General features: G+C 46.2%; 11 protein-coding genes and 2 riboswitches. Of the genes, 5 read left to right on the top strand and 6 right to left on the bottom strand.

Translation table 11 applies throughout. The features are described 5' to 3' along the window. Positions 1 to 175 precede the first annotated feature (175 nt). Positions 176 to 3,310: an EAL domain-containing protein gene (locus J2T20_RS24000; RefSeq protein ID WP_307592264.1), complete on the top strand. Its 3,135-nt coding sequence runs from the start codon at positions 176 to 178 to the stop codon at positions 3,308 to 3,310. A gap of 51 nt (positions 3,311 to 3,361) precedes the next feature. Here the strand turns inward: J2T20_RS24000 and J2T20_RS24005 are convergent, their stop codons facing one another. Then, positions 3,362 to 4,456, bottom strand: a complete 1,095-nt coding sequence (locus J2T20_RS24005) for a GGDEF domain-containing protein (protein ID WP_307592266.1) — start codon at positions 4,454 to 4,456, stop codon at positions 3,362 to 3,364. Between the two features lie 213 nt (positions 4,457 to 4,669). Further along, positions 4,670 to 4,769, top strand: a riboswitch (purine riboswitch). Positions 4,770 to 4,845: 76 nt separating this feature from the next. On the opposite strand from J2T20_RS24005, the gene J2T20_RS24010 reads away from it, so the two are divergent. Together J2T20_RS24010 and J2T20_RS24015 are read left to right on the top strand one after the other, a co-directional pair. Beyond that, entirely contained in the window at positions 4,846 to 6,282 is a 1,437-nt protein-coding gene (locus tag J2T20_RS24010; RefSeq protein ID WP_307592268.1) for an NAD(P)/FAD-dependent oxidoreductase, read from the top strand. Positions 6,283 to 6,357: 75 nt separating this feature from the next. Next, on the top strand, positions 6,358 to 7,899 hold the full coding sequence (locus tag J2T20_RS24015; RefSeq protein WP_307592270.1) for a methyl-accepting chemotaxis protein: 1,542 nt from the start codon (positions 6,358 to 6,360) through the stop codon (positions 7,897 to 7,899). A gap of 80 nt (positions 7,900 to 7,979) precedes the next feature. On the opposite strand, the gene J2T20_RS24020 is transcribed toward J2T20_RS24015, so the two are convergent. Further along, positions 7,980 to 8,552, bottom strand: coding sequence for a nucleotidyltransferase family protein (locus J2T20_RS24020; protein WP_307592272.1), 573 nt, complete (start codon positions 8,550 to 8,552; stop codon positions 7,980 to 7,982). A 104-nt stretch (positions 8,553 to 8,656) separates the two neighbouring features. Between J2T20_RS24020 and J2T20_RS24025 the strand changes: the two genes are divergently transcribed. Continuing rightward, positions 8,657 to 10,093, top strand: a complete 1,437-nt coding sequence (locus tag J2T20_RS24025) for a glycoside hydrolase family 1 protein (RefSeq protein WP_307592274.1) — start codon at positions 8,657 to 8,659, stop codon at positions 10,091 to 10,093. Between the two features lie 520 nt (positions 10,094 to 10,613). On the opposite strand, the gene odhB is transcribed toward J2T20_RS24025, so the two are convergent. Both odhB and J2T20_RS24035 read right to left on the bottom strand, forming a co-directional pair. Beyond that, the gene (gene odhB / locus J2T20_RS24030) at positions 10,614 to 11,921 is read right to left on the bottom strand and encodes a 2-oxoglutarate dehydrogenase complex dihydrolipoyllysine-residue succinyltransferase (RefSeq protein WP_307592276.1); all 1,308 of its coding nucleotides are present in this window, start codon (positions 11,919 to 11,921) and stop codon (positions 10,614 to 10,616) included. Positions 11,922 to 11,973: 52 nt separating this feature from the next. Then, on the bottom strand, positions 11,974 to 14,841 hold the full coding sequence (locus J2T20_RS24035) for a 2-oxoglutarate dehydrogenase E1 component (protein WP_307592277.1): 2,868 nt from the start codon (positions 14,839 to 14,841) through the stop codon (positions 11,974 to 11,976). A gap of 541 nt (positions 14,842 to 15,382) precedes the next feature. Further along, positions 15,383 to 15,470, top strand: a riboswitch (cyclic di-GMP riboswitch). Positions 15,471 to 15,504: 34 nt separating this feature from the next. On the opposite strand from J2T20_RS24035, the gene J2T20_RS24040 reads away from it, so the two are divergent. Next, positions 15,505 to 15,651 carry an anti-repressor SinI family protein gene (locus J2T20_RS24040; protein WP_307592291.1) on the top strand — a complete coding sequence of 49 codons (147 nt, stop codon included), beginning with the start codon at positions 15,505 to 15,507 and terminating at the stop codon, positions 15,649 to 15,651. Between the two features lie 210 nt (positions 15,652 to 15,861). Here the strand turns inward: J2T20_RS24040 and J2T20_RS24045 are convergent, their stop codons facing one another. Together J2T20_RS24045 and J2T20_RS24050 are read right to left on the bottom strand one after the other, a co-directional pair. Then, on the bottom strand, positions 15,862 to 16,206 hold the full coding sequence (locus J2T20_RS24045) for a helix-turn-helix domain-containing protein (protein WP_307592279.1): 345 nt from the start codon (positions 16,204 to 16,206) through the stop codon (positions 15,862 to 15,864). A gap of 80 nt (positions 16,207 to 16,286) precedes the next feature. Beyond that, positions 16,287 to 17,264, bottom strand: a complete 978-nt coding sequence (locus J2T20_RS24050) for an aldo/keto reductase (RefSeq protein ID WP_307592281.1) — start codon at positions 17,262 to 17,264, stop codon at positions 16,287 to 16,289. Positions 17,265 to 18,082: the final 818 nt, after the last annotated feature.

Consider the following 18,082-nt stretch of genomic DNA (forward strand, 5'->3'; position numbering starts at 1 on the left):
GTTTATGACTTATTTGTTGCAATTTTATATATTCACAGGATAGATGGTATATTTGCACATTTTGTATGAAATAGCAGCTAAAAGCAGCAGGAAGACTCCCATATTTTGTCGAATACCCAAGTGTAAAAAAACCCTAACTGACTGAATTTGCGGAATATCATAAAGGAGAATTGCGATGAAGTGGTGTAAAGTTACACTCCTGTTCATTTTTCTGATTACAGCAGCCCTTCCTGTTACTGCACATGCCGACAGAGAGGAGATTGAATATCAGGCGGAATTAAATTATCCTCCATATAAATATACTCAGAATGGGTATTTGACTGGCTTCGACATTGATTTGACCAGTATGCTTTTTAGTAAGCAGGATTATTTAATTAATTACAGTTCCGGGCAGTGGAGTGAAGTGAACGAGCGCTTAAAAAAGGGAGAAATTGATACAACGGGTCTGATGGTAGTAACAAATGAAAGAAAACAAAGTATTTTATTTTCGAAACCGGTTTTGAAAAGCTATATCTCTGTATACTCAAAGCAAAATTTCAAAGAAAATGTCAAAACCCACACTTTAGACAATTATATAATAGGGGTGGGCAGTGATCAGTACTCGGAGGAGATTCTGAGAAATAAAGTAGGAGTTTCCGATTATAAAACATATTCATCGGTTCCTGAGGCTCTGACGGCCCTCCAAAATGGGGAGATCGACCTGCTGTTTGAGAATCAAGGGGTTGTAGATTATCTGATTATAGAGCAAGGTTTAACGAATAAAGTTATACATAAAATGGATAACCTTTACCCGATGGATGTAGCCTATGGTATTAGTAAGTCTTCTCCGGAGTTGGTCTCTTATATTAATGACCGATTGGATAAGGTCCAGCAGTCCGGCGCATTCGAGGAAATGTACAATCAGTATTTCTTCACACACTCCGATTATTACATAGATAAGATGCATAACAAAATTATTTCCGGGGCAGCCATTGGCTTTTGCCTGCTGGTATTCAGTATGGTTTTCATCAAAATGTATATTAACTATTTACGCAGGGCCATTCATGCCGAACAGCAGTTTTTCGAGGACGTTATTGAGCATACTGGAATTTTTGTATGGGCGGTTAATGCTGATAAGAAGGTCATTCGATTTAATAAGTATGCCGAAAAAATGACCGGACTGCGGGAGCAGGATATCTTGGGGGAAAGTATAGATGACATTGACGGTCTGGAAGGCAGTCAGGTCACAGATCTCACAGAACTCCTCCAGAGAGCAGTACTGAAGGATTGTGTGAATAACTTAGAGATGCAGATTAAGAATGGGAATTCCTCGGGACCTCACTTTGTATTTCGGACATCTATCCTTCAGGGATTGGATAAACAGGCTTCAGATGTATTTGTCCTGGTGGGCATGGATATCGATGAGAGAAAGCACAATGAAATTAAGCTGCAAATGAGTTATGAAGAGCTTGAAGCCACATATGAAGAGCTGGCCGCAACTGAAGAGGAATTGAAGGATCAGATTGGAAAACTTCAAGTGAATGAGCGCAGATTCAGGCTTGCGTCAGAAGGATCAGGCGCTTATATGTGGGAGCTCGATTTAGATACGGGGATATATACGATGTCCGAGCGATGGTATGAGGCAATGGGCTATAACAATGATGAGATTAATACGTACGAGGGTGTTTCTAGCATCATTCATCCGGTTGACCAAGAGGGGTCCCGCAAAGCCAGAGAGGAACATTTAAAGGGGGCGACCCCTATATACGAAACCGAATACCGGATGCGTAACAAAAATGATAAGTATGTATGGTTTGAGGTTAGGGGAAAGGCAATTTTTGATTCCAATAATAAAGTTGCCTATTTCCTAGGCTCACTGATTGATATAAGCAACCGTAAGCAAGTAGAGTTGAAGCTGAACAACAGCTATCAAGAGCTAGAGGCTACTTATGAACAGCTTACGGCAACACAGCAAGAGCTTGTAGGACAATATGACCTTCTGCTGGAGAATCAAGAGAAGATGTTCCATATGGCTTATTTCGATTCCTTAAGTAATTTGCCTAATCGAGCAAGTCTGCTGGAGGGTATGGAGAACTACTTCCGTCATTCCGGGGGCCATGCAGCGCTGATATTCGTAGATACAGATAATTTCAAATACATTAATGATACGCTGGGACATAAATTCGGGGATATTCTTATTCGCCAGGCAAGTGAGAGACTGCAATCCGTCATCCGGGAGGATGAAATTCTTTCCAGACTTGGCGGAGATGAATTTGTTATTTTTCTAAAAGATAAACAAGATCACGAAGAGGTATTGAAATTGGCAGATAGTATTCTGGAAGAGTTCAAACATCCTTTTCTAATTGGGGAAAGCAATTTATACGTCACGGTCAGTATGGGGATTTCCTTTTATCCGGAAGACGGTACAACTACTGAAGAAATATTAAAGAACGCCGATGTAGCATTGTACCGGGCGAAGGAGGCAGGCAAGAGCAGATATATTGTATATGACAGATCGATGCATGCCTCTTTCAATGAACGGATGAATATCGAAAAGCATTTACGCAGTGCGGTAGCTAATGATGAATTTGAGCTGCATTATCAGCCGCAGGTAGAAATCCACTCCGGAAGAATCTCCGGTGTAGAGGCTTTAATTCGTTGGAATAGTCCGGCGCTGGGGTTTGTCTCGCCATTATCCTTTGTCAAAATTGCAGAGGATTCCAGGCTGATCATCCCTATCGGGGAGTGGGTGCTTAGGAGGTCTTGCTTCTTTATGAAGGAGGTCCATAATCGGGTGGGCACACCATACAATATTTCGGTGAATATCTCAGTTATACAGATGCTGCAGGATGATTTTACGGATATGGTATTGAATATTCTGACGGAGAGCGGTCTGAAACCGGAATGCTTGGAGCTTGAGATCACGGAATCCATTTTCATGGAGTCTTTCGGAAATATAGTCAATAAGCTGGAATTTCTAAAGTCCCGCGGTATACGGATTGCTCTTGATGATTTCGGTACAGGTTATTCATCCCTCAGTTATTTGCAGCAGTTACCGATTACTACTCTCAAAATGGATAAGACGTTTATTGATTCACTGTCGGATAACACATACAGTCAATCTTTTGTTCAGACCATAGTTGAGCTTGGACATAAAATAGGATTAAAGGTTGTGGCGGAGGGTGTTGAGGATAATGGTCAAATGGCCTTCCTGAAACAATCGGGCTGTGACAAGGTCCAAGGATATCTAATCAGCAAGCCTATTCCCGAGCACAGTATAGCCGAATGGTTCGATCCGAAGAAGAAATGGGATATGCAGTTTTCGGTTTAAGTCGAGAGTAAAATACAAAACGAGCCGTCAGAAAATTCTGAGGGCTCGTTTTTATAACACCACAATTTTGTTTTTGCCAGTTTTTTTAGCTTGGTACAGGGCATCATCGGCTTTTTGAAAAACATAGCTCTTGGAGTCTGCGCCTACAAAATCATGCACTCCTATACTAATGGTCACCGATTTACCTTCCATCTCTGTGATCGGCATTTCGGCAAGCTCTACACGTATTTTTTCGATAATCTCATAGGAGACGTCTAACGACTTAGCAGTTAGTATAATGACAAATTCTTCTCCGCCATACCGTGCGGCAAAATCGTCAGCTCCGATATTCTTCAATATAATCGCTGCTACTTGCTTAAGGACAATATCTCCTACCCAGTGTCCATACATATCGTTAACTTTCTTGAAATTGTCCAGGTCGAGAACCGCCAGCTGCATCGGAAAGGGATTGTTCTGTTGATGATCAATCAGCCAGCCGAGGTATTCATGAAAGGTTTTATGATTGTAGAGATCTGTAAGTGGATCGATTTTGGACAAGCGGTCCATGATGATATTCTGGATTCGTAAATCCTGCTCCGATTTCATGGAATTCTCCAGGGAATGCAGGAGATCACGTCCTCGGTGAATGACTCCAAAGCCAGTAATTGAAGCACCGGCAAAGATCAAAGCAATGATTATATTCTCAACGCGCAGCGTATAATCGTAAGTTGGAGTGGTACTGAATAAAAGAATCGTATATAACAAACAGGTGATCGTAGAAGCTATTAAATAGGTGCTGTTCAGATAGATCATGGACACAAGAAGCGGTAAAAGCATGATTAAAGGCTTAACATCTATTCCTGGGCTAATAAACATGATAATTAAAATAGCATACAAATGGCTTCCTACCGTGATTGAGGCCTCTGAGAATTGTGGCTTCCATTTATAAATCCCTTCCAGTATAAGAAGGAGAGCCGCTATGAGTAAATCAGGGGTTAATATGTATGTCAAAAAATATTCTCCTGCCGTAACCCGAGGGCGATAACCCCACATCGATCTAAAGATGAATAGTTGACTTAACAGATCTAAAGCCAGAACGATCCAGAACACATTTAGAAGCACACGGTTCCAGTAGGTAGCCCGAGGAGTTTGCGTTGGAATATACATAGGGTGTTCCTCATTTCGAGTGTCAATATAGTTATATATTCGACAATTATCTGCAGTTTCCTCCCAAAAGGTGCAATGCAGATAATGTTCGTGTTTAGATGCGGATAGCAATATTGAAAGTTAGTTTTTAATTTATATATAGGATAAACACGTACGTTATGTAAATTTAAACTTGACACATTCGTTTATATTAAGTAAGCTTCCTTATGGATCACAAAATATTGATAAGCTGTTCGTATATCCTCAAAGATAAGGTTTGGGGGTTTCTACAGGGGACCGTAAATTCCTGGCTACGAATAGGGTGCTTTTGCATACCTATGAAGTATTCAGGTTTTTTGTTGTGTTAACTACTAGACTAATCAAATCTCTATCCATTGTAGGAGGAACAGATGAGTAAATATGATGTAATTGTTGTGGGTGCAGGCCCGGCTGGAATCTTTGCCTGTTATGAGCTTACGCGGAAGGCGCCGCATTGGAAGGTGTTGTTGGTGGACAAGGGGCATGACATTTATCATCGAACCTGTCCGATTCTTGAAGAAAAAATCAAGCTGTGTCCGCCTGCGTCCGGCCGTAAGGAATTTGCAGGTTGCCTTCCTGCCTGCTCTATAACGGCTGGTTTTGGAGGAGCAGGTGCCTATAGTGATGGAAAGTTCAATATTACAACCGAGTTCGGCGGCTGGATGACGGATTATTTACCTCCTTCGAAGGTGCTGGAACTGATACAATATGTCGATGATGTCAATCTGGAGCATGGAGCTACCCCGAATATCACCGATCCTACTACGGAGAGCATACGTAATATTGAGCAGCGGGGTTATGCCGCAGGACTTAAGCTGCTGCGGGCACAGGTGCGGCATCTTGGAACAGAACAAAACCTGGAGATTCTTAAATCCATTTATGAATATTTGAAAACGCGCATTGATATGATTTTCAAGACAGAGGTTCAGGACATAGCAACCGTGAAAGATAATGGAACACACCGCATTACAGGGATCACTCTAAAAAGTGGGGAAACCCACGAAGCCGCTCAAGTCATGATTGCTCCGGGCCGTGACGGGTCAGCTTGGTTGACTGAGATCTTGAAGAAACGCCGTCTCAAAATGTATAACAACCAGGTGGATGTAGGTGTACGTGTGGAAACCTCGGATGTGGTGATGCGGGAGATTAATGAACATCTTTACGAGGGGAAGTTCATCTTTAACACCTCTGTGGGCACCCGTGTCCGCACCTTCTGCAGTAATCCTTCCGGTCATGTCGTAGTAGAGAATCACAGCGGAGTAATGGCAGCGAATGGACACTCTTATAAAGATCCGCTACGCGGCTCGAGAAATACTAACTTTGCCCTGCTGGTATCGCATAAGTTTACAGAGCCCTTCGATAAGCCCAATGAGTACGCCCGGGAAATTTGCAAAAGGGCAAATGATTTATCCAGCGGGGGCGTAATCGTTCAGAAATACGGCGATATCCTGCGGGGACGGCGTTCTACAGAAACTCGGATCAGCGAAGGTTTTCTGGAGCCGACACTCAAGGAAGCTGTTCCCGGGGATCTCGGGCTTGTGCTTCCATACAATACCATGAAGAGTTTAATTGAAATGGTGGAGGCATTGGAGAAGGTCACTCCGGGTATCGCATCGGAACATACCTTGTTCTACGGGGTAGAGGCGAAATTCTATTCGGCACGGCCAAAACTTACGGACAAGTTGGAGACAGAAATTTCCGGACTGTATTGCGGAGGAGATGGAGCCGGGATAACCCGCGGTTTAGCCCAAGCGGGAGCAGCCGGAGTATGGATAGCCCGTGGAATGATGGAGCGGGCAGGGATGTAAGACTAACGGCCGTTTATATATTTAGAAAGTATTTCCTTTAAGAACTCCAACTGTTATAATGTCAGAATACATAACATGATGGAGTGGAGTGGACAGTTGATGATGCGTAACCGCAGGAATTTGAGTCTGTTTATCGTTCTGGTACTTCTTGTTGGCCTGTACAGCTGGTTGATCGACATGTTTTGGGTACACAAGCTGGTGTTCGTGTTGTTAATTACGACATTGGGTTGGAGGTCCTTGGCCTTGCACAACTCCAAGATGAGTAAAGAGCAGCTGCTCCAGGATACGTATGGCAAAGTGGAACTGCTTGGCAATGAAATTGTAGTTACTTCAGACCGGCTACATGGAGCTTTGGAGGAGATTAGTCGACATACTGAGGAGCTCCAGCAAACTGCAGATTATTCTCATGAATATGAGACCGGTCTGCGAACCCGCAGTTACGAGGCAAAAGCAAACATAGAGGGAGCTTTTGAGACCATGGGTGGAGTCGCTGCTGCTACATCCCATATTCAGGATCTGACGGACAAGCTTGGGGCCAATATGAAGGATACCCGCCAGGGAGTTTCGGAAATGGTCGAGTCACTAAAAAATACAGATGCGGTTATGATGGAGTTAAAGGAACAAGGCGGGGATATGCGGAGTAAGTTCGCAACTTTAAGCCAACATTTGAACATGTTGGAAGAAATAAACGCCCTTATTATAGGTATTGTGAACGAAACTTCCCTGCTCGCTTTGAATGCCTCTATAGAAGCGGCGCGGGCTGGAGAACAGGGAAGGGGCTTCTCGGTAGTGGCGGGCCGTATCCGGCAGCTGGCTGATCAGAGCAAGGCTTCGGTAGACCGATCCTCTGGTCTTTTGCTGGATATCAACAGCGGCGTTGAGCAGGTACTGAACTCGGTAGCCGTAGAGCAAGCAGCTGTGGAACGCGGAGTGAATGAAGTGGGCGCGGTGAGACTGCGTCTGGATGACATTGCGGCCCGGGTAGATGAGGTTGGAGTTGTGGTGGTTGACACTGTAGCTGCTGCTTCCCGCCAAAGCCAGTTAATTGGTGATACCACTACTGAGCTCCGCGGTGCGGTGGTCATAGTTAGCGAGACCATCGCTAATGTGGATCTTACCCTGGAGCAGGTGACCCGCCAGCGTACCCAAATAGGACAACTTAATGAGGTTAGTGCTAATCTGCTGACGGAATCTCAAGCTTTGAGGGAGTCCGTTGCTGTCATTGCGGGTAAAGAAGAAATCGAGCTGAGCCAATATGCTGGAAGGCTGCAAGAGATGCAGATTTTGCTGCAGAATATTTCCGCCAAAGAGGAGCTGTATGTACCGGACCCGGTAAGTCATAGCGGTGTTCTGGGTGCTTGTATTAAAAAAGTGCCGGATGTCCAGGCTATCTGGTCGAACCGGACGGATGGGACCTTTATCTTTTCCGAACCAACGGCAGGTTTGTTAAATGCGAAGAGACGGGATTGGTGGAACGGCGCAATGAGCGAAGGGGCATATGTCTCCAATCCTTACGTTTCGGCGATAACTAAGCGCTCGTGCATAACTTTATCCAAGGCCATTCGGAACCACCAAGGGGAAGTCGTCGGCGTGGTTGGCATCGATTTGGCGGTATAAGCTTAGGTTCTCCATTGAGATAATAGATAGGCTGATCCAGCGGACTTTCGCTGGATTTTTTTTATAAAAGGCCCATCTGTTTACCCGGCAGAATAGACCAGCAGTCGTGACCAAATCGCTTTCCAGTCCTTCTTGAGCAGCCGCTCCTCATAGATAGGGGTCAAGTTTTTATTTTCTATAAAATGAGGGGTCGGTCTTAGCACCATATTCACAACATCCTCAATCCCATGCGGAGCGGTCAAGATTAGTCCCTTCTCTACGTTTAATGAAACTCCTAATGCTGTGGCGGTCTCAGGAAACTTGGATATTGCATCTACCGATGATGTGTAAGGTGCAAGGTGATTAATGACATGCATTCTGGCTTGATTCTTAACGGACCAGGGAATCGTAGGATTAAGGCTTCGTAACTTCTGTTCCAATCGCTTCTCCTCCTCTTCATGAACATTGTGTTTGTCGAAATAGATGACATCTACATCCGGCAAAGGTGTTCTTTCTTCGAAATCGTGCAATATATCCCATACCTTCGACCGTACAAAGCCCGCACAAACCCACCAATCAGGGAGCTCTAACAACATAGCTGTTTCTAAAACCTCCATCATCCATGGGTCTTCTTTAATGAGCTGTTTTAAGTCTTCCTCACTTGTTATATTCAAAGGGCCACCTCCACAAAGTATGTTTAAAGTATAACTACAGATATTTGGGAAGAATACTTAAATAAGACACGCCAACTCAGATGTCCTACAAGGAGTGGAAAAGCATGCTGCATGAACAATTAAAACCATTTCCCGCACATTTTCTGTGGGGAGCTGCTTCAGCTGCCTATCAAATTGAGGGCGCGTGGAACGAGGATGGAAAGGGACCCTCGGTCTGGGATGTTTTTACTAAGATTCCGGGCAAAACCTTCAAGGGCTCGAGCGGTGAAGTTGCAGTCGATCATTATCACCGATATAAAGAGGACGTAGCGTTGATGGCTCAAATGGGACTGAAAGCTTATCGATTCTCGGTAAGCTGGCCGCGTATTTTTCCGCAGGGCAGAGGAGAAGTAAATGAAGCCGGTTTGCAATTTTATGAGAGGCTGATCGATGAACTGCTTGAGTTCGGCATTGAGCCTATTCTTACTCTGTATCACTGGGATGCTCCGCAGGCGCTGATGGATGAATATGGGGCCTGGGAATCGCGAAAGATCATTAAGGACTTCGACAATTATTGTATCACTCTATATAAGCGGTTTGGGGGAAAGGTGAAATATTGGGTATCGCTTAATGAACAGAATTATAATTCGAACCACGCATTTATTACCGGCATGCATCCACCCGGTGTACAGGATCGCAGAAGATTTTATGATGCGAACCATATCGCTTTTTTGGCGAATGCGAAGGCCATCTCTTCGTTCCGTCAATATGTCCCGGATGGACAGATCGGCCCAAGCTTCGCGTATTCCCCGGCGTATCCGGCTTCGAGCAGCCCTAAGGATATACTGGCTTTTGAAAATGCAGAGGAGTTAACCAATAACTGGTGGCTTGATATGTACTGTTGGGGCCAATATCCGACAGGGGCTTTAACCTATCTGAAGGAGAAGGGCTGGGCACCGATCTTTGAAGACGGCGATGATGAGCTACTGGCTGCAGGGACGCCGGACTTTCTCGGAGTGAATTACTACCAGTCGCTGACCTATGAGTTTAATCCTGTGGATGGTGTGGAAACGGGAGAGATGAATACAACTGGCCAAAAAGGAAGTAATGCCGATACCGGCATCCCCGGCTTGTATAAAACAACGCCTAATCCAAACTTGGAGACCACTAACTGGGACTGGGCGTTTGACCCAACGGGATTGCGGATCGGACTGCGCCGTATGATGAGCAGATATGGTCTGCCGGTGATGATTACGGAGAATGGCCTCGGTGAATTCGATAAGCTGGAAGCGGACCATACCATACATGATGGATATCGTATAGCCTACCTTCGCTCACATCTGGAGCAGTGCCAGCAAGCCATCACTGACGGTGTCGATCTGTTAGGTTATTGTCCCTGGTCCTTTACAGATGTGCTTAGCTGGCTCAACGGCTACCAAAAGCGCTACGGGTTCGTTTATGTAGACCGTGACGAGACCGACCGCAAGGAGCTGCAGCGCATTCCGAAGGACAGCTTTTACTGGTACAGGGATGTTATACAAAGTAACGGAGAGCAATTGTGATACAAAGCAAGGGAGAGTAATTGTAACACAAAGTAACGGACAACAATTGTAATAGTACTAGGGCATGGTAAACAGGCAGGGAAGAGTAGTTGTAACAGTACAAGGGCATAGCTAACAGGCATTTTGGGGCGTTCCCGGTGCCTGTTTTGCTGTGCTCCTCTTTTAAGTGTAGAAAGTGCAACTATTAACGAATATTTACCGCGCGTCAGTTGTTTAGCTGCACTTTATGCAGTTATTTATCTGGTTTTTGGTGAGAATAGGTGTTTTTTCGATTTATAGTTGTACTAAGTACACTTATCCGATGCAAAGTTGGCTAAATGCTCCAAATAGGTGTAGAAAGTGCAATTAAAGTACATTTAAACTGCCTAAGAGTAACTTAAGAGCATCTAAAGAGCATCTAAAGAGCATCTCTACTACAAAATCTATGTTTTCACTCTACGATAATCAAAAATGAAAACGCCCCGTTTTACTCGAGAGAGTAAGGCGGGGCGTTCTATATTATATTAGATTATATTGGCGATTAGCCTTCAAGCAACAGGGATTCTGGATCTTCCAACAGTTCCTTGATTTTGACGAGGAAGCTTACGGCTTCCGAGCCGTCAACGATCCGGTGATCATAAGACAACGCGATATACATCATAGGACGGTTGGCCATTCTCTCTTCATCCAATGCGATCGGGCGGAGCTGGATCTTATGCATTCCCAGAATGCCGACCTGCGGAGTATTAAGAATTGGTGTGGACAGAAGAGATCCGAATACACCGCCGTTCGTAATTGTAAATGTGCCGCCCTGAAGCTCGGAAAGACTGAGTGTATTGCTCCTTGCCTTGGAGGCAAGCTCACCGATCTGCCGCTCGATTTGCGGGAAGCTGAGTCGGTCTGCATCACGGACGACCGGAACTACAAGTCCTTCCTTGGCAGCCACAGCAATGCCGATATCATAGAATTTCTTCAGTACCAGATCTTCGCCGTCAATCTCCGCATTCAGCATAGGGTATGCTTTAAGTGCGCCGATGACTGCTTTGGTGAAGAAGGACATGAACCCGAGTCCGACTTCATGCTTCTCTTTGAAGGCATCCTTGCGGCGCTTGCGGATATCGAGGATGGCTGTCATATCCACCTCGTTGAAGGTGGTCAGCATGGCAGCCGTCTGCTGTGCTTCCACCAGACGGCTGGCAATCGTCAACCGTCTGCGCGACATGCGCTTACGCTCGACGGACTTGCCGTCCTCCGGCTGCTGCGCTTTGCCGGGAGCCGGCTTCGCCGCCTCCGGCTTGCCTTGCGGCGCCGGAGCAGACACCGCCGGTGCAGCGGCCGCAGGCGCTGCTGCACCATGCTCCTTCACATCGGCCTGCCCAATCCGGCCGATAGGATCACGGGCGCTCACCTCGCCGAGGTCGATGCCGCGCTCCCGTGCGAGCTTCCGTGCGCCCGGCGAGGCCAGGGCAGCGGTGCTTTCGCCCGCTGCCGCAGGCCCTTCGGGCGCAGCTTCAGGTGCAGCGGCGCTAACGCTCGCCGCTGGCTCAGCCGGGGCGCTGCCAGAAGCCGCGCCCTCAACTGCCGCCGCAGCAGTAACCTGCGGCTGACTTCCGGCACCGCTGCCGATGATGCCGATAGCTTCACCAACGGCTACATTCTCGCCGGCTTGACGCAGAATGGAGGTGATGACGCCGTCTTCCTCTGCACTAATCTCAAGGTTGACCTTATCGGTCTCAAGCTCTGCGAGTACATCTCCCTGTCCGACAGTGTCACCCTCTTTGACTAGCCATTTGTAGATCGTTCCTTCGGAAATGGATTCACCCAAATCGGGTACTTTAATTTCAGACACAGGCCGCTACCTCCCCAAATATCATAGTTTTCGCTATTGTGATGCCGTCCATTTAGGTGGACGGCACAGCCGCTTGTACTTGCGTGTTTAACTTCAGGGTTTCTGAGACAATTCTTCGTTGCTCATAGGCATGAACATCTGCATATCCGCTTGCCGGGCTGGAACGTTCCGGACGGCCGATGTATTGAACGCCCGTATTAACTGGAGCAATGGCTCTTAACCGGGGTTCAGCATAGCTCCAACCGCCCATATTCTTCGGTTCCTCTTGTACCCATACAATCTCCTCAAGTGAGGTGAACGTTTCAAGATAAGCTGTTAGTTCGCTTTTTGGGAAAGGATAAAGCTGCTCCAGACGGAGGATATGCAGCCAAGACCAATCCTGATCCCGACCTGACTCCAGCTCTGTCTGCAAATCAACCCCGACTTTCCCGCTGCATACAACCAGCCGCTTCACTTTACCCGGATTCTGACCCAGCGACGATTCCGGCAGTACTGGCAAGAAATGTCCTGAAGCCAGCTCCGTACCGCTTGAGGTGCTGCGCGGATTACGGATGAGGCTCTTAGGAGTCATGATTACCAGCGGACGGGCATCACCCTGACCGCATAAGGCAGCCTGACGACGCAGGAGGTGGAAATATTGCGCTGCGGTAGTTAGATTGGCAACGGTCCAATTCTCCTCTGCCGATAATTGCAAGTAGCGTTCCAGCCTGCCGCTGGAATGCTCAGGACCCTGTCCTTCGTAGCCGTGCGGGAGAAGGACAACCAGATTGCTGCGTTGCGTCCACTTTGCGCGACCGGCGGCAATGAACTGGTCGAAAATGACTTGGGCAGCATTGGCGAAATCCCCATATTGCGCTTCCCAGAGCACCAAGGTCTCGGGTGCAAATACGTTATATCCGTATTCATATCCAAGCACAGAGGCTTCGGAGAGCGGGCTGTTGTAGACCGCAAAAGATGCCTTGGAATCCGTCAGCTGATGCAGTGGGGAGAACAGCTTTCCAGACTCGCTGTCATGCAGAACAAGATGGCGATGGGCAAAGGTGCCCCGTTGTGAATCCTGCCCGCTTAGACGAATGGGTGTTCCATCGTGCAGGATAGTGGCAAAAGCCAAGCTTTCAGCCAGTGCCCAATCTACCTTTTCACCTTCGTTCAATGAATCCTTGCGTCGCTGCAGAATTCGCTGCAGCTTCGGGTAGACCTGAAAACCATCGGGAACGGTCAACAGCTGGCGGTTAATCTCACGCAGATTGTTCAGAGGAACAGCTGTTGAACGTGAATCAGAATCGCCAATCGGTAGAGGGACGGCCGTTTTGCTCTCACCTTTTTTATGTTTGCCTTCCTTCATACTATCATAAGCTTCCTGCAGAAGGCTCTCGGCCCCGGCATATACTTTTTTCACTTCATCAAGAGTAGTGACTTTGTCCTGGATCAGACGTTCAGCGTAAATGTTGTAGACGGTCGGATGGTTTCGAACCTTGCCATATACGATAGGCTGGGTTGTTTCCGGATCATCCATTTCATTGTGTCCGTGGCGGCGATACCCAATAAGGTCGATAACAATGTCCTTCTTGAACAAATTACGGTAAGAGCTGGCCAGACGAACGGCAGCCACACAGGCTTCCGGGTCATCGGCGTTCACATGTACAATTGGAATTTCATACCCTTTAGCCAAATCGCTTGCATAATGGGTAGACCTGGAGTCTTCGCTTTCTGTTGTAAATCCGATACGGTTATTAACGATGATATGAATCGTACCGCCATTCTGATAACCGTTCAGTTTGCCGATATTCAAGGTTTCAGCGACGATACCTTCTCCTGGAAAAGCGGCATCTCCATGCATCAGAACCGCCATAGCTTTATTGGTATCGAGGATTGGCATTCCCGGTGTGCTGCGATCTTCCTGAGCGGCACGGGTAAAGCCCTCCACAACGGGATTTACGAATTCCAAATGACTGGGGTTATTCGCCAGAGTCAGACGGGTCCGCACCGTTTCGCCTTCACGGACTGCGCGATCTGCGCCCAAGTGGTACTTCACATCTCCTGTCCAGCCATAGTTAATGCCCATCGACCCCTCGGAGGGGAACAGCTCTTTGTTCGGAGAATGATGGAATTCCGAGAAGATGATATCATAGGGTTTTCCCAAAATATGAGCAAGCACGTTCAACCGCCCGCGGTGGGCCATGCCCATTAGAATATGCTCCGCACCATCATGTGCGGCGGCGCGTACGATTTCATCCAGCATGGGTACAAGGGCATCGTTTCCTTCAATACTGAATCGTTTTTGGCCCACAAATGTCTTATGCAAAAAGGTTTCGAACTGCTCTACCTGAATGAGTCGTTTAAGCAGTTCTTTGCGTTCCGCACTATTCAGAGGGGAGGGGGAGCTTGGTGATTCCGCTTGGCTGTTCAGCCAACGGAGCTCCTGTTCAGCATTCACATGCCCGAATTCATAAGCAATAGTCTGTGTATATATTTGAAGCATCCGGTGATAGGCATCCCATCCGGTGAGTACATCCGCCGGAGCATTCTCCCAAATCAGAGTAGCAGGTAATGCAACCAGATCGTCGCGGGTTAACTCATAGGTTTCAGGGTTAAGCCATTTAGCCATTGTGTTTGGTTTCCGCTCAAGCGGGTCGATATTAGCTCCCAGATGGCCGTGAATTCGAATGTTGGCAATCAGTTTAGAAGCTCTTACGGCCTTTTTAAGCCATTCCGTATTCCCGGAAACTACTGGCTGTGGGTCCTGCTCAGCTTCTGCAGTTAATGGAGGGGGGCCGGAAATCGTAAAAAGGTCCCGGTAATTATTTTCTACAGAAGCCGGATCTTTGACAAATTGCTCATATTTCTCTTGGATATAACCCAGATTGGGTCCGTAATATTTACTCCAAAGGGATTCGTTGTAGGGCTCTTTGGCTGCCATGAATACATCCTCCTAACGGATGAACTCCAATTTAAGCGCAAATAATAGGCGCTTTCGGAGCTGCGATGGTTGCGTTTTCATTCTATAGTAATCATAACCAAATTTAAAGGTATTGCCTTATACTATTGTGCTACTTTCGTCCGCTGTAATCAATTCATACTTTTGTCCAATCCGTTCGCAAAACGGTATAGGTTCACACCTTATTCATATGACGAATGATTAAAATGCTATCAAACCAAAGGACTATGAAAATGATCTTAGCGTCCTGTGTTTTTCTTTAGAAAACCCGTTTCAACATTTAAAAATTGGGTATTTATTAATTACGCACTAAAGCACTAGTTTTCTGCATACTTTATTTTATAGCAGTCACTCTTGTAAACGTTCTTATTGGTACAAGTATTGCCAAAATCAGCTATATGTCTCTCTATTCTCACCAATAAAAATTACATGAATCGACACACTTTTTCTCCATTACCTTGTATAATATTATTGCAGAGAGCCGAATCATCGAATTGCAGACCGACCCTTTAATATTAAAGGGTCCAGTAAAGGGTAAACCTGCTGAAAGGTAGGGACACAAAGTCTCAGGTCTAAGGTAGAAAAACTACTATGATGGCTGGACTGCCTGGGGACTCAGAATCTTAGGAGGAGATTTTTTTGGATATGTCCAACCAGGTAGATAACGGAGAGCTACGTGAGGTAGATCTGGATTTAGAATGGGTCTATTTGCTCCTTAAAGCTAAAAAGGCAGGAATTAAAGCCGAAGAAGTTCGGCAATTCTTCAATGAGAGATCTTTACAGGTAATGTAAAAGTGTCTATCCGATGAGACGGCTACATACGAAAAAGCACAGCGACCTCCGCTGTGCTTTTTGCAAATATAAGAAAGTATAAGTTTTGAGTATACTTTGCTTATATTTCTACGAGAAACGGATACCTGAAAGCGATACGGAGTATCGCTGCTTCGGAAGCATAGGCTCCCGTTCAGGACGGCAAAGCCGTTTCTTCTTGGTGCTTTTAAATTAATCTGTTTTTTGGTCAAGACGCCATTTCTGATAATCCAGAAACTCCTTGAATTCCTGTTTGCTAACGCCTGAAGCCATAGCATCCTGTACAAGGCCGAACCAATCGGAATCCAGAAGGGCCTCTTCAGTCTCGGAAAGCTCACCATAGAGTAGAATATGCATAGAAACCTGAAGCGCATCGGCGATCTTTTCAATGAACATGATAGAGGGATTGGATTGAATGTTTCTTTCGACATTGCTTAGGTAAGATTTGGCAACATGGGCTCTATCCGCAAGTTCGGATAGGGAGAGATCTTTCTCCAGACGTAGCTGATGGATGCGTTGACCCAAATTCTCTGGCATGTGACAACGCCCCTTAACGATATTTAATACTATTATAACAAAAATCAAATCAATGAACAAAGTCTAATCTATTGGAATAATTAGGGAAGTCGGACACCTCTTGAGCTGACATAAAGGTCATACCACTCTTTTCGGGACAACTCCAGCTTGTCTGCATCTCCGCAAGCAGCAATACGCTGGGGATTGACTGTTCCGATGACTGGCTGGATAGCTGCCGGATGAGTCATTAGCCAAGACAAAACGATGGCTTCAGGTGTAGTGCTCTTCTCTTCAGCAAGAGACTTCACCATAGCGGCGGTGTTCACGATATTCTCCGGCTGATCATCCAGCGGACGACCGCTGAATATACCCTGTGCGAGGGGGCCCCATGCCTGAACTTGGATGTTTTCCAGACGGCAGTGCTCAAGCGTCCCTTCAGGAAATGTGTTATCCTTCCACGGCCCACGGTTTACACTTACAACTGCATCCAGCCAGGCAATTTTCGCGAGGCTCATGTCCAGTTGGTTAACAATAAAGGGGTCGTCACAGGATGCCTGAAGCAGCTTGATTTGGGCGGCGCTCATATTGGAGACTCCGAAATGACGGACTTTGCCGGCGGCCTTTAGCTGACGCAGTGCAGCGCCTATTTCTTCCGGGTCCATTAATGGATCGGGGCGATGCAGCAGCAAGATATCAATGTACTCCGTTCCTAACCGGGATAGAATTCCATCTACACTGTTAAGAATGTGTTCGCCCGAGAAATCGAATACATTGGAAACGTCCCCCGGCTCCATCAACTTAATTCCACATTTGGATTGAAGGATGATTTCTTCCCGCAGCCCTGGACGCTCTTTAAAGATCTGGCCGAATACCTTCTTTGCTTTCCCCCGGGTGTAAATATCAGCGTGGTCGAACATATTGATGCCAATGGAGAGCGCGGCATCTACGGCCTCATGCCCCTGCTTAATGTTCTCCAGCGTGATGGGTTCGCGATCCCAGCCTCCACCAAGCCCCATACAGCCCAGTGCAATTCTGCTGGCCGGAATGCCGCGTTTGTTCAAAGGTAACGTTTTCAGCAATGAAATCCCTCCGTGTATTTATATAGTTAGAGACCCGAGAATATTGTACACTTTTAGAAGATGGTGTGGTATATTTTGTCACTGGAGGAACGGTGTTTGGTTCATCCTAGGGTTAACATGCTCACTTTCATCCATGTCGAAGAGGCTTTCTTTCTCCGTAGGATATTGCTCTGGATGATCCCATTGAGATCTATAAAAACTCATATAATCAATCTTCGTTTGTAAACTCAACACTCATTATAGATAAAAAAAGCTTGATGAAGGAGCTTGCACTTTGAATAAACGACTAAAATCAATACTCCATGGAATTGGTTGCTTATCCATACTATGGTTTCCTTATTTGTATCTTGCTTATCTTCCAGTAGCTCTTTATTTTGAGAAAAAAATAGAATTTTTGTGTTTGGTGGTGTAACTTTTCAACTATTAATATCAATATCTAGTAACACGGAAGGGAAGTGGCAGATAACTGCTCTCATTGCTATAATGATGTTTTTCGCCTCTGATATCCATGAATATTTCAGTAGGGATAAAGCAAAAAAGCCACTTTCAATTGTATATGAAGAACAACAATGTATTCCTTCAATAAATTTTAAAAAAGGGGCTGTCTCAAAAGCAGAACTTTTTGACGAATGAGATAGCCTTTTGTACTTCAAAGCGAATAAATAAAATTTGGACTGGGCAGCGATTATAGCAACGATCCGTTCGCGGAGCGTCCTTATAAGCACAACCATCTATCCGACTCCAAAAACGAGGGGTGTCCTAAGTAGCCATTTCATGGCTTATGGGACACCCCTCGTGGCGGTCGCTGCCGCTCTTCC

It is taken from the genome of Paenibacillus wynnii, assembly GCF_030812855.1.
GTDB lineage: Bacteria > Bacillota > Bacilli > Paenibacillales > Paenibacillaceae > Paenibacillus_AQ > Paenibacillus_AQ wynnii_A.

What these genes read in the sequence shown, in the direction of transcription:
- J2T20_RS24000 (WP_307592264.1), top strand. Translation starts at nt 176, where the DNA reads ATGAAGTGGTGTAAAGTTACACTCCTGTTCATTTTTCTGATTACAGCA.
- J2T20_RS24005 (WP_307592266.1), bottom strand. Translation starts at nt 4,456, where the DNA reads ATGTATATTCCAACGCAAACTCCTCGGGCTACCTACTGGAACCGTGTG.
- J2T20_RS24010 (WP_307592268.1), top strand. Translation starts at nt 4,846, where the DNA reads ATGAGTAAATATGATGTAATTGTTGTGGGTGCAGGCCCGGCTGGAATC.
- J2T20_RS24015 (WP_307592270.1), top strand. Translation starts at nt 6,358, where the DNA reads ATGATGGAGTGGAGTGGACAGTTGATGATGCGTAACCGCAGGAATTTG.
- J2T20_RS24025 (WP_307592274.1), top strand. Translation starts at nt 8,657, where the DNA reads ATGCTGCATGAACAATTAAAACCATTTCCCGCACATTTTCTGTGGGGA.
- J2T20_RS24035 (WP_307592277.1), bottom strand. Translation starts at nt 14,841, where the DNA reads ATGGCAGCCAAAGAGCCCTACAACGAATCCCTTTGGAGTAAATATTAC.
- J2T20_RS24040 (WP_307592291.1), top strand. Translation starts at nt 15,505, where the DNA reads ATGTCCAACCAGGTAGATAACGGAGAGCTACGTGAGGTAGATCTGGAT.
- J2T20_RS24045 (WP_307592279.1), bottom strand. Translation starts at nt 16,206, where the DNA reads ATGCCAGAGAATTTGGGTCAACGCATCCATCAGCTACGTCTGGAGAAA.